Origin of the sequence: Streptomyces sp. NPDC051677, assembly GCF_044453465.1 — a bacterium.
Classification (GTDB): Bacteria; Actinomycetota; Actinomycetes; order Streptomycetales; family Streptomycetaceae; genus Streptomyces.
In genome coordinates this window covers 85,692-98,694 of record NZ_JBITCT010000014.1, presented here as the reverse complement: position 1 = coordinate 98,694, position 13,003 = coordinate 85,692, and the positions used below count along the sequence as shown (strand labels likewise).

8 protein-coding genes are annotated in these 13,003 nt (G+C 72.4%); 4 read left to right on the top strand and 4 right to left on the bottom strand.

Annotation, left to right across the window (positions count from 1 at the left end; genetic code table 11):
* Positions 1 to 43 precede the first annotated feature (43 nt).
* The gene (locus ACIBAF_RS18725; protein WP_399464309.1) at positions 44 to 916 is read right to left on the bottom strand and encodes a L,D-transpeptidase family protein; all 873 of its coding nucleotides are present in this window, start codon (positions 914 to 916) and stop codon (positions 44 to 46) included.
* A gap of 499 nt (positions 917 to 1,415) precedes the next feature.
* Between ACIBAF_RS18725 and ACIBAF_RS18720 the strand changes: the two genes are divergently transcribed.
* Both ACIBAF_RS18720 and ACIBAF_RS18715 read left to right on the top strand, forming a co-directional pair.
* The gene (locus ACIBAF_RS18720; RefSeq protein WP_399464308.1) at positions 1,416 to 7,571 is read left to right on the top strand and encodes a DNRLRE domain-containing protein; all 6,156 of its coding nucleotides are present in this window, start codon (positions 1,416 to 1,418) and stop codon (positions 7,569 to 7,571) included.
* On the top strand, positions 7,553 to 7,777 hold the full coding sequence (locus ACIBAF_RS18715; RefSeq protein WP_399464307.1) for a hypothetical protein: 225 nt from the start codon (positions 7,553 to 7,555) through the stop codon (positions 7,775 to 7,777). The genes ACIBAF_RS18720 and ACIBAF_RS18715 overlap by 19 nt, the downstream gene beginning before the upstream one ends.
* 92 nt (positions 7,778 to 7,869) lie before the next feature.
* Here ACIBAF_RS18715 and ACIBAF_RS18710 read toward each other — a convergent pair whose 3' ends face one another.
* Positions 7,870 to 9,309, bottom strand: a complete 1,440-nt coding sequence (locus tag ACIBAF_RS18710; protein ID WP_399464306.1) for an NAD(P)H-hydrate dehydratase — start codon at positions 9,307 to 9,309, stop codon at positions 7,870 to 7,872.
* Between the two features lie 45 nt (positions 9,310 to 9,354).
* Entirely contained in the window at positions 9,355 to 9,726 is a 372-nt protein-coding gene (locus ACIBAF_RS18705; RefSeq protein WP_399464305.1) for a holo-ACP synthase, read from the bottom strand.
* A gap of 145 nt (positions 9,727 to 9,871) precedes the next feature.
* On the opposite strand from ACIBAF_RS18705, the gene ACIBAF_RS18700 reads away from it, so the two are divergent.
* Together ACIBAF_RS18700 and ACIBAF_RS18695 are read left to right on the top strand one after the other, a co-directional pair.
* The gene (locus ACIBAF_RS18700; RefSeq protein ID WP_399464304.1) at positions 9,872 to 10,825 is read left to right on the top strand and encodes a hypothetical protein; all 954 of its coding nucleotides are present in this window, start codon (positions 9,872 to 9,874) and stop codon (positions 10,823 to 10,825) included.
* Between the two features lie 6 nt (positions 10,826 to 10,831).
* Positions 10,832 to 12,559 (top strand): M16 family metallopeptidase, encoded by a 1,728-nt coding sequence (locus ACIBAF_RS18695; RefSeq protein WP_399464303.1) that lies wholly within the window; start codon positions 10,832 to 10,834, stop codon positions 12,557 to 12,559.
* 54 nt (positions 12,560 to 12,613) lie between these two features.
* On the opposite strand, the gene ACIBAF_RS18690 is transcribed toward ACIBAF_RS18695, so the two are convergent.
* Positions 12,614 to 12,949 (bottom strand): hypothetical protein, encoded by a 336-nt coding sequence (locus tag ACIBAF_RS18690; protein WP_399464302.1) that lies wholly within the window; start codon positions 12,947 to 12,949, stop codon positions 12,614 to 12,616.
* Between the last annotated feature and the right edge of the window lie 54 nt (positions 12,950 to 13,003).

Sequence of the window (13,003 nt, the reverse complement as noted above, 5' to 3'; positions counted from 1 at the left end):
CAGAGCGCTCGGACGGCCCCCCGAGTACCGGGCCGCGACCGCGTCACGTGCCGGGCCGACGCCCCCACACGTAGACCTTGTCGCCCTTCTTCAGCACGCCCCACAGTGCGCGGGCGTCACCGAGGGTGAGGTTGACGCAGCCCATGGAGCCGATGACGGTGTGGATGGTGCCGTAGACGGCGTGGAAGGCCTCTCCGCCGTCGAAGAACTGGGCGTACGGCATAGGGGTGCCGTAGAGGGTCGACACGTGGTTCTTGTGCCGCCAGTAGACGGTGTGCCAGCCCTTCCGGGTCGGATGGACGGCCCGCCCGCTGCGCATGGACACCGGCCCGAAGACGACCTTCGCCCCCTTCTGCACCCAGGTCACCTGCCGGTCGAGATCGACGCAGGCGACCCGGTACGCCCGCACCGGGCACTTCTTGCCGGCGTTCGGGTTCTTCCCGGCGGAGATCAGCTGCATCCGCGCCCAGGTGACGGGCCCCGCGAACCCGATCGCCGGCTGGATCTTCTGCGCCTGCTGAAACGCGCGGACGGCCTTGCAGTCGGCGGCGGACTGCTTCCCGTCCACCTTCAGTTTCAGCCACCGCTCGACCGCCCGCTGATACGGCCCGGCCAGCTTGCTGCACGCCGTCCGCGCGACGACCTCCTCCAACGGCACGTACTCGACCAGCGCGTACGTCCCCACGGCGGCGTCCGGCGGCTCGACGGCGTCCTCGGCGGCGGTCGGCTCGTACACCGTGGGGGCGAGCAGCTGGTCGGGGGTGTCGATCTGCCAGGGCTGATACGGCCCCGGCGGCACACCGGGCACGAGCTGGGTCTGCCGGTCGGGGGGAGCGGGGGCGGCGCGGGCGGCGCCCGTGCAGGAGAGGAGGGACGCGACGGCGAGGAGGACGGCGGCGATTCGTGTGCTGATCATGCGATCAGCCAAACGCGGCGATCCGTGGTCCGGGCAGGGGCGCGCGGCGGCTCACCCGTAAGCCACTCGCGAGCCACCCGTAAGGAGGTGCCGCGACGACGCGCATGAACTCCCCATGTCGGCAAGGAAAAGCAGAAACAAAGAGCCGGTCTGCTTTCTCCCTGGACCGGAGACGGCCCTTCATCGCACAGATAACGATCAGCCAAAATCTCCAACGGCCGGAAACCGTCGCCGAGTTCCGTCGGGAAATCCCGGAGCAGACAGGCCTGCCCGTTTTGCGGTCATTGGCGAAAGAGTGGTTTGCGTTTCGTTTCTGTCGCCTTAGCCAAACCTTGAAGGTTCACTCATCCTCCCTTCCTCCAGGTCAAGAGGGTTTGAGGAGAATCTGAGGATCACGTTTCCCCGGTGAAACTTCCGTTCCGGTTTCTCCACGGAATCCTCCTTCATCATCACGTTCGGCAGTGCACCGCGCGCTGTCGAAGTACGCACAGGAGATGTGATGAGACTCAAGGGGAGATGGGTCTTCCCGACTCCGGGGGGACGCTCCGGACGGAGACGCGGAAGCGAATCCGTCCGGCGCACCGCACTCGCGGTCGCCGCCGTACTCGCGGCGGAAACAGCCCTGTTGTCGCTGGGAACGGGGTCGGTGTTCGCCGCCGGCTTCGACTCCGGCGCCACGGCCGGGGCCGCGAAGGCGGGGGCCGGCCGGGCGCACAGCGCCAAGGCCGCCGCCTCGTCCGCGGACTCCGTGGAGGCGGCGCTGCTGATGGCCCGGCTCCAGGGCCGCAAGATCGAGGTGACCAGCGCGCGCACGGCTGACTCGTCGACGTATGCGCTGCCGAGCGGGGAGTTGGAGACGGACGCGTTCGCCGGGCCGGTCCGCACGAAGGTCGGCTCGGTGTGGAAGGACATCGACACGTCGTTGTCCGACACCGGCGCCGATCTGACCCCGGCGGTCGCGGCCGCGGACGTCGCGGTCTCCGACGGCGGCGACGCCAAGCTCGCCTCGGTGACCAAGGGCAAGCAGTCCTTCGGGCTGGGCTGGTCGGGCAAGCTGCCGACCCCGTCCGTGAAGCACAACACCGCCTCCTACAGCCTGGGCGGCGGCCAGACCCTGTCGGTCAGCGCGCTGGCGCAGGGCTTCTCGGAGAACATCCGGCTCGCCCAGAAGCCCGCCGCCGGCACGGCCACCGCCTACCGGATCCCGCTGGACCTCGACGGGCTGAAGCTGTCCCAGGCCGCCTCCGGACACCTGCTGCTCAAGGACGGCGCCGGCAAGCTCGTCGCCGAGGCGCCCGCGCCGATGATGTGGGACTCCTCCAAGGACAAGGCCTCCGGCGAGTCCGCGCACCAGCAGCGCGTCGCCACGAAGATCGAGACGGCCGCGAACGGCGCGCAGACCCTCGTCCTGACGCCGAGCGCGGACTTCCTGGCCACGGCGACCTATCCGGTGACGGTCGACCCGACCACCACCCTCGCCGTCACCACCGACACCTGGGTGCAGAACCCCGACTACCCCGACTCCCAGATCTCCTCCGAGGAGCTGAAGTCGGGCACCTACGACGGCGGCACCGACACCGCCCACTCGTATCTGAAGTTCGACGTCTCCAAGTTCACCGGCAAGCACGTCACCGCGGCCACCATGTCGCTGTACAACTACTACTCCGCGACCTGCTCCACCGCCGGAGCCGCCACCCAGGCCCGCCGGATCACCTCCACCTGGTCCTCCTCCTCCATCACCTGGGGCGCCCAGCCCACCACCACGACGACCGGCATGGCCACCAACACCGGCCACTGGGGCTACGACTCGACCTGCCCCGCCAACTGGTCCAACTGGAACCTGCAGACCATCGTCCAGGCCTGGGCCGACGGCTCTGCCAACTACGGCCTCCAGGTCCGCGCCGCCGACGAGACCGACTCCACCACCTGGCGCCGCTTCCGCTCCGCGAACTACTCCACCTCCGGATACGCACCGAAGCTCGTCGTCACCTACAACTCCTACCCGTCGACGCCGAGTTCCCTCGCGATCGCGCCGTCGCAGGTCAACACCTACAACGGCAAGCGGTACGTCACCTCCCTGACGCCCACCCTGTCGGCGAAGGTCGCCGACCCGGACGGCTCCGCCACGAAGGCGCAGTTCGAGGTCACGGCGGACCCGGCGTACGCGGACACCACGTACACCTACACCGGCACCAGTTCGTCGGTCACCTCCGGCTCCACCGCCAAGCTGACGATCCCCTCCGCGAACGCGTTCCCGGTGGGCGCCCACCTGCGCTACCGGGCGCGGGCGTACGACGGCACGGACTACGGCTCCTGGACGGGCTACACCACGTTCGTGCTGAACACCGGCCTGCCGACCGCCCCGACGGTCAGCTGCGCCACGTACGGCGAGAACGGCTGGACGGCGAAGGCGAGCGGCGCGGTCTCCTGCACCCTCGACACCGCCTCCACCGACGGCGCGGGCTACTACTGGGGGCTGGACGACCCGGCCACGCCGAACCAGAAGCTGGACACCACCGACGGCAGCGGCGGTGACGCGCAGACGATCAGCATCGCCCCGGCGAACGGCTGGCACACGCTCTACGCCAAGACCGTCGACTCCGGCGGAAACGTTTCTTCAACGACGACCGCGTACAGCTTCGGCGTCGGCGCGGACGGCGCCGCGATCCTGTCCCCGCAGGACGGCGACACCACCGCCCGCCGGCTGACCCTCGCCGCGAAGGGCCTGTCCACCTACACCGGGGTCACCTGGCAGTACCGGCGCGGCGAGGCCGACGGCTGGCACACCGTCCCGGTCGGCGACGTCACCGCCGCCGGCAACGCGGTCTCCGCCTGGCCGGTCGCCGTCACCTCCGGCACCGCCACGAAGCTGGTCTGGAACACCGTCTCCAGCCTGGCCGAGGACGGCGTGATCGAGCTGCGCGCCGCGTTCACCGACGGCTCCTCCACCGGCTACTCGCAGACCGTCGGCGTCACCCTGGACCGCGACGCCGGCACCGCCCCGACCGCCCAGGTCGGCCCCGGCGAGGTCAACGAACTCACCGGCGACTACACCCTGACGGCGACCGACGCCGCGCAGTTCGAGGCGAACGTCGAGCGGACCTACTCCTCGCGCGCCAACGCCAACGACAGCGAGGGCCAGGCGCAGATCTTCGGACCCGGCTGGGCCTCCTCCGTCACCGGCGCGAGCGCAGACCACGCCTACACGCAGATCCGCAGCACCTCCGGCACGTCGGTGGAGCTCCTCGCCGCCGACGGCGACACGGTCGCCTTCACCGCCACCAACGCCGGCGGCTGGCAGCCCCAGCCGGGCGCGGAGAACCTGACCCTCACCTACGCGTCGTCCGGCGACACCTTCACCCTGAAGGACTCCGCCGCCGATGTCAGCGTCTTCGGCAAGGCCGGCACCGGCACGACGACCTGGACCCTGGCGTCGACCGCGGCGGCCGTCAACGACACGACGGTCACCGTCGCCTCGCAGACCGTGCCGTCCGGCACGAAGACCCTGGCCCGCCCCAAGTACGTGATCTCCCCGACCGGGGCCGTCACCTCCGCCGCCTGCCAGGCCGCGCCCGCCACGAAGGGCTGCCGGGTCCTGGAGTTCGTCTACGCCGGCGCCACGACCGCCACGGACAGCGTGCCGGGCGACTACAAGGACCAGGTCTCGTCGATCAAGCTGTGGGCGACGACGCCCGGCGCCTCCGCCGCGACCGCCGAGACCATCGCCTCCTACGCCTACGACGGCTCCGGCCACCTGCGCCAGGAGTGGGACCCGCGCATCAGCCCCGCTCTGAAGACCCAGTACACCTACGCCTCCGACGGCCGCGTCGCCACTCTCACCAAGCCCGGCGAGCTGCCCTGGACGTTCACCTACGGCACGGCCGGCTCCACGCTCACCGCCGGCGCGGGCATGCTGCTGAAGGCCTCCCGGCCGGGCCTGGCCCAGGGCAGCGCGAGCACCACGTCGGGCACGGCGGCCACCACCGTCGTCTACGACGTGCCGCTGTCCGGCTCCACCGCCCCGTACCAGATGGACGCCGCCACCGTGGCCGGCTGGGGCCAGGACGAGGCGCCCACGGACGCCACGGCCGTCTTCCCGGCCGACAGCGTGCCGTCCGCCAACGCCGGCTCCGGCCTGACGTCGTCCTCGTACGGCCGGGCCACCGTCACCTACATCGACGCGGACGGCGCGGAGACGAACACCGCCAAGCCCGGCGGCGGGATCTCCACGACCGGCCACGACGAGTTCGGCGACACCGTCTTCGAACTGACCGCCGCCAACCGGGCGCTGGCCCTCGCCGGCTCCTCCGACACCCTCACGCAGCTCGGCCTCGCCGCGCTGCCGACCGCGGACCGGGCCCGGCAACTGGCCACGGTCTCCACGTACTCGGCGGACGGCAAGCGCCTCACCGACGAGTTCGGCCCGCTGCACCAGACCACCCTGGCGACGGAACTGACCGGCTCCGACGCCGAGTCGACCCTGCCGGCCGGCTCGGTCGTCCCGGCCCGTGAGCACACGGCGTACACCTACGACGAGAACCGGCCGGCCGGCGCGGCGGTGGCCGACCTGCCCACCACGACGACGACCGGCGCCGCGATCGCGGGCCACGTCTCCGACGCCGACATCACCACGACCACCGCTGCCTACAACTGGGCGACGGGCGCGCAGCAGACCACCACCGGCATCGGCAGCATCGACCCGGTGACCACGTACGACAGCGCCGGCCGGGTGGCCTCCACCCGCACCGCCGGATCCTCCGGCTCGGACGCCGACACCCTGAACCACACCTACTACAGCGCGTCCGCCAGCGGCGTCTGCGCCTCCGTCGAGTGGGACGGCCTGCTCTGCAGGACCGCGCCCGCGGCCGCCATCACCGGCGGCGGCAGCAACCCGGCCGAGGCCGTCACCACCGTCTACACCTACGACCGCTGGGGTCAGGTCGCGACCAAGGCCGAGACCGCCAACGGCGTGACCCGCACGACCACCGCCACCGTGGACGGCGCGGGCCGCCTCACCACGACGGCCGTCACCGGCGGAACCGGCACGGCCACCCCCGTCACGACCTTCGGCTACAGCCAGACCAACGGGCAGATCGTCACCCGGGCGTCCAACGGCCAGACCGTCACCTACGGCTACGACGACCTGGGCCGCCAGATCTCCTACGCCGACGGCGCCGGAAACACCACCACCACGGCATACGACATCCTGGACCGCCCGGTGAAGAACACCGACTCGGCGCCGTCCACGACCACGTACGCCTACAGCACCGCCGGCGACCTGGCGACCCTGACCGACTCGGTCGCGGGCGCGTTCACCGGCAGCTACGACGCCGACGGCAACCTCACCACCGAGACCCTGCCCGGCAGCTACACCCTCACCCAGGCCACCGACCCGGCCGGTCAGCAGACCGACCGTGCCTACACCGCGTCCGACGGCACAGCCGTCGCCTCCGACAGCGCCGGCTACACCATCGACGGCCGCCAGGCGGGGCACACCAGGACCGACGGCTCCACCACCCAGTCCGCCTACACCTACGACAACGCCGGCAACCTCATCAAGGCCGCCGACACCACCGCCGCCGGCTGCACCGCCCGCGCCTACTCCTTCGACGCGGACCGCAACCGCACGCAGCTGACCACCAGCTCGGACGACTGCGACAGCAGCACCTCCGACACCACGTCGACCACCACGTCGTACGCCTACGACAAGGCCGACCGCCTGGTGAACCCCGGCTACGTCTACGACGCCTTCGGCCGCACCACGGCCGGCGGCAACACCGCCCTGACGTACTACACGAACGACCTGGTCCGCACCGAGACCCGGGGCGCCGCCCGCAACACCTGGACCCTGGACGCCGCCGGACGCCTCGCCGTCCGCTCCGCCCAGACCCAGGCCGCCGACGGCACCTGGACCACCACCGGCACCACCACCCAGCACTACGGCGGAGCGACGGACACCCCGTCCTGGAGCCAGAACGGCAGCGCCGTCAGCCGTGACGTGACGGACCTGACGGGCTCCCTCGGCGCCCTCACCTCGGCCACCGGCAACACGGTCCTGCAACTCGCCGACCTGCACGGCGACATCGTGGTCCAGCAGCCGCTGGACACGTCCGCGGCCAGCACGGTCCAGCACTACGACGAGTACGGCAACGCGCTCGACGCCACCGCGGCCACGGCCTACGGCTGGCTCGGGGCCGCGCAGCGCTCCGGCGACACGCTCTCCGGCTACACGGTGATGGGCAGCCGCCTCTACGACCCGGCCACCGGCCGCTTCCTGCAGTCCGACCCGGTCGCCTCGGGCTCGCCGAACCACTACGGGTACCCGTCGGACCCGGTCAACATGACGGACCTCGACGGCCACATGTGGGGCCCGCTCAAGGAGGCCCTCAAGGCGGCCCTGTCCGGGGCGCTGAAGGTCTTCGTGTACTGGGCGATCGGCGAGTGGGCACCGTATCTTCTGCCCTACCGCACGGAGATCTCGGACTGTGTGGCCGGCGCATGCGTCGCGTTCCTGTTCAAGTCCGGCAACCTCAAGACGAAGATCAGGTACGCGGCCCTCGGCTGCCTCACCGGATTCGGGCTCACCAAGGCGAAGCAGGAGAAGTTCTTCGCAAAGATCTGGAGCATCTTCAAGAAGTGGAAGGCAAGGACGTGACGGACAACGGCAGGAAGACCGACTGGAAGAGGATCGGGACCGACGCGCTGATCTTCGTGCTCGCCGTCCTCGCCTCGGACGCGCTGACGCACCTCGTGATGTCCCCGGGCACCGCACGTGACGTGTGCTTCGTGGTCTTCATCCCGATCATCGGCTTCGCCCTCCACAAGGCGAGGGAGGCCGTCCTGAACCACCGGACCGGCTGACCCCGGCCCACGGGGCCGGACCGGAGACCCAGTCTCCGGTCCGGCCCCACCCCCCCTCCAGCCCTACCAGCCCGCAGGCCCACCAACCCCGCTCAGTCCCGTACGTCCCGCCAGGCCTCCTGAATCGCCTCGGCCACGTCGTGGGCGCCCGCCGGCGCTCCCTGAGCCGCGAAGCGTCCGGCCAGGCCGTGCAGATACGCTCCGACGCTTCCCGCGTCCAGCGCGCTCAGCCCGGCCGCCAGCAACGACCCCGCGAGCCCGGACAGGACGTCCCCGCTCCCGGCCGTCGCCAGCCAGGCCGTCCCCGTGGCGTTCACCCGGACCACGCCCTCGCCCCCGGCCTGCGCGACCAACGTCGTCGCCCCCTTCAGCAGCACGGTCGCCCCATACCGCGCCGCCAGCTCCCGCGCCGAGGCCAGCCGGGCCCCCTCCACCTCCTCCCGCGCCACGCCCAGCAACGCGGCCGCCTCCCCGGCGTGCGGCGTCATCAACGTGGGCGCGCCACGCCCCCGCACCGCACGCGCGTCCGCCAGCCGCAGCCCGTCCGCGTCGATCAGCACCGGCACCTCCGCGGCCAGCACCTCCGCCACCGTCCCCGCGTCGTCCCCGGCCCCCGGCCCGACCACCCACGCCTGCACCCGCCCGGCCTGCTTCGGCCCCCGGTCGGACACGAGCGTCTCGGGAAACCGCGCGATGACCGCGTCCCCGGCCGGCCCGACGTACCGCACGGCCCCCGCCCCGCCCCGCAGCGCCCCCGCCACGGCCAGCACCGCGGCCCCCGGATACCGGGCGGACCCGGCGGCGATCCCCACGACCCCCCGCCGGTACTTGTCGCTCTCCCCGCCCGGCAACGGCAGCAGGGCCGCCACGTCCGCGTGTTGCAGGGCCTCCAGCTCGGGCGCGGCGGGCAGCGCGTCCCCGAGCCCGATGTCGACGAGCCGCACCGACCCGGCGTACTCCCGCGCGGGATCCACGAGCAGCCCCGGCTTGTGCGTGCCGAAGGTGACGGTCAGATCGGCGCGGATCGCCCTCCCGTGCACCTCGCCGGTGTCGGCGTCGACGCCGCTGGGCAGGTCGACGGCGACGACGAGGGCCCGCGTGTCGGCGACGACCGCGGCCAGCGCGGCGGCGTCCGGCCGCAGTCCGCCCTTCCCGCCGATCCCGACGATGCCGTCCAGCACGAGATCGGCCCGCCGCAGAACCTCCTCGGCGCCGCCGGACGCGACCGTGCGCCCACCGGCCCGCCGTAGCGCCGCCAGCCCCCCGGCATGCGTGCGCTCGGGCGCGAGCAGCACCGCGCTCACCCCCGCCCCCCGCCGGGCCAGCCGAGCCCCGGCGTACAGGGCGTCACCGCCGTTGTCCCCGCTGCCGACCAGCAGCACGACCCGCCGCCCGTACACCCGCCCGAGCAGATCCACGCAGGAGGCGGCGAGCCCGGCGGCGGCCCGCTGCATCAGCGCCCCTTCAGGAACCCGGGCCATCAGCTCCCGCTCGGCACGACGGACGGTCTCGACGCAGTAGGCAGTACGCATACGTCGAGTCTGCCCCGCCTGTCCCCACCGCCGCACGCGGTCGGCTCACCCCTCGGCCACCACCACCGCCGAAGCGACGCCCGCATCATGACTCAACGACACATGCCACCCCGTCACCCCCAGTTCGGCCGCCCGCGCGGCGACACTCCCCCGCACCCGCAGCCGCGGCCGTCCGCTGTCCTCGACGAACACCTCCGCGTCCGTCCACAACAACCCGGGCGGCGCCCCCAGCGCCTTGGCGAGCGCCTCCTTCGCCGCGAACCGCGCCGCCAGCGAGGCGGGCCCCCTGCGCTCCCCACTCGGCAGCAGCAGCTCGCTGTCCAGGAACAACCGCTGGGCGAGCCCCGGCGTCCGTTCCAGCGACGCCGCGAACCGCTCGATCTCGGCCACGTCGATACCGACCCCGATGATGCTCATGCCGAGCACCCTACGGCCGGGCTGTCACAGGCGGCTGCTAGCCTGCGGCGACTTGATCGCGTCTAGTCAGAAGCAGACTTTCACCGCCGCGCGCCCTGGGGGGCCAGCCCGCGCGCCGCGGACAGCAACGCCAGGGGGCGGAGGAATGACCAGCACACCCATGAGCGCGGGCTCTTCGGGGCCGACGTTCGACCCGTACGACAACACACCCGAGCTGATCCCGCTGCGCACCGCCGCGCAGGCCGGGGACTGGCAGGCCGTCCGGGCCTGCTTCGCGGCGCTCGACTCGGTCGACCAGCTCGCCTCCGCCGCCAGTCTCGTCGCCGACATCGCCGGCGTGGAGAACTTCCTGGAGCGGGCGGCCGCCGACCTCCCCGGCGACCCGCTGCCCCGCACGCTCCTCGCCGAGCGGTACGTCTACATCGGCTGGGACATCCGCAGCGGCGCCCGCGCCCAGCACGTCTCGCAGGACCAGTTCACCCAGTTCCACGACTGGCTGCGGCGGGCCGAGCAGCTGCTGATCGAGGTGTGCGCCGAGCAGCCCGCGTACGCCCCCGCCTGGACCGCCCGTCTGATGACCGCGCGCGGCCTGCAGCTGGGACAGGCGGAGGCCCGCCGCCGCTACGACCGGCTCTCCGCCCACCACCCGCACCACTACCGCGCCCAGACGCAGCTCCTCCAGCAGCTGTGCCCGAAGTGGGGCGGCTCCTGGGACGCGGCGCACGGCTTCGCCCGCGAGTGCGCGACCGCCGCGCCCGACGGCGCGAACTCCGGCGCCCTGGTCGCCCTCGCCCACATCGAGCACTGGCTCGACCTGGACAGCGGCGAGCGCACCGCGTACATGCGGGGCCTGCCGGTCCGCGACGACCTGCGCAACGCCGCCCGGGTCTCCGTGCTGCACCCCGGTCACCGGCCCGACTGGAACTCGATCGGCGCACACAACGCGTTCGCGTTCGCCTTCTCGATCGGCGGCCACTTCGCGGACGCGGCCCCGCACTTCGCCTTCCTCGGCGACCGCGCGACCGAGTTCCCGTGGCAGTACCTGCCCGACCAGAAGTCGGCGTTCCTCAAGTTCCGCTCGTCCGCGCTGGGGGCCTGACCACCGATGACCACAGAACTGCACGCCCTCGACGGCCTGATCTCCCACACCACCACCGACTGCATCCCCACCCTCTACGCCCCCGCCTCGGGCAACGAGATCACCGCGGGTCTCTTCTTCCGGGTGGGCCGCGCCGACGAGACCCTGGCCACCGCCGGCCTCACCCACCTCGTCGAGCACCTCGCCCTGCACCGCCTCGGCCTGTCCGACCTGCACTACAACGGCGCGACGGCGAACGCGTACACCCTCTTCCACGCCACCGGCAGCGAGGAGGAGGTCGTCAAGTACCTCAACAGCGTGTGCGCGGGGCTGCGCGACCTGCCGATGGAACGGCTGGAGACGGAGAAGGAGATCCTCCGCACGGAGGCGGCCGGCCGTGGCGGCGGCCCCCAGCACCAGATGCCGCTGTGGCGCTACGGCGCCCAGAGCTACGGCCTGACCAGCTACAACGAGCTGGGCACCTGGAGTCTGACCCCCGACCAGGTACGCCACTGGGCGCAGACCCGCTTCACCCGGGACAACGCGGTGCTGTGGATCACCAGCGACCACGTCCCCGAGGGCCTCGACCTCACTCTCCCCGAGGGCGTCCGTTTCCCCGCCCCCACCGCGACCAGCGCCCTGCCCACGACCCCCGCGTACATCAGCGGCGACGACGGCCATGTGGTCCTCACGTCCGTCCTGCGCCGCTCCACCGCGGCCAGCGTCTTCGCGGACGTCCTCGGCCGGGCCCTCTTCCAGGACCTGCGCCAGGAGGGCGGCTACTCCTACTCCGCGGAGGCCGACTACAGCCCGCGCGACGCCGACTTCGCCACCCTCACCGCCTACGCCGACTCCCTCCCGCAGAAGCAGGACGCGGTCGTCGGCGGCTTCGTCGACACGCTCGCCCGCCTGCGCGCGGGCCGCATCGAGCAGGCGGAACTGGACTCGGTGCGCACCAAGCTCCTCAAGATGTACGACACTCCCGACCTCGGCGCCGCCACCCTCCCCTCGTACGCGCTCAGCCTGCTGCTCGGGCACCCCATCCTCACCCCCGAACAGCACCGGGCCGAGCTGACCGCGGTGACGCTGGAGGACCTGCGCGAGGTCGCCCGCGAGGCCTGGGGCGGCGCGCTGCTCCAGGTCCCCGGCCGGGGCGTCGACTGGGCGGGCTTCACCCTCGCCCCCCAGTTCTCCACGACCTCGGTCACCGGCACCCGTCACCAGTCCCTGGAGGACGAGCAGGTCACCCTGGTCATCGGCGCCGAGGGCGTGAGCCTGCTGACCCCCAGGGGCCCGGTCACCGTCCGCTACGACGCCTGCTCGGCGATGGGCGCCCGCCCCGACGGCGCCCGCACCCTCACCGGCCACGACGGGTTCTCGGTCACGGTGGAACCCACCCTGTACCGGGGAGTGACCCCGGAGCGGATAGCGGCGCTGGACGCGGCGGTCCCCCCGCAGGCGACGGTACGGATGCCGGCCCGCGAGCCCGACCAGATCCCCCAGCCCCGCAAACGGACGTCGGCCCCCTCGTCCGCCGCCGGCAACGGCGCCACCTGGGCCTGGACCGCCGCTCTCTGGCTCGTGGGCCTGCTGGCGGCGACCTGGGGCCTGCTCTGCGCGGTGATCACCGCCGACGAGTCGGGGGCCGCCAACCCGGAGTGGGACGCGGTCGTCGGCGTCTGGATCCTGGAACTCCCCCTGGCCTTCGCCACCTGGAAGCTGTACACGGCCCGCAAAGCCCGCAGGCGCGGCTAGCTCTGGGCCGGCCTGGGCCGGCCCGCCCCCGGACCCGTCCGGAGTGATACGGGATCACTCCGGATGGGCCACCGCGTCCTTCTGCAGCTGGACCGCCGCCAGGAGACTCAGCCTCGGCTCCGCCTGACGCAGGGCCCTCACCGCCGCGACCGAGGCGATGTCACCGGCGAAACCGACGGCGTCCCACCGGGAGCGCACCCAGCGGGCACGCAGCTGGGCCTCACCGGCGGCGGCGGTGGCCTCGACGAGCGCGAGAGCACGCTCCAGCCCCGCCCGCTCCCCGTCCGAAGCCCCGGCCACCGCCTGCCGCAACGCCGCCGCGACCACGTCGGCGTCCCGGACGACCAGCACGACGTCCTGCTTCCTGCCCAGTCCCACGATTCCTGTCATGCGGATCATCCTGGCCGTCATCTTCCGCACCGGCCAAGGGACTTGAGCAGCCTC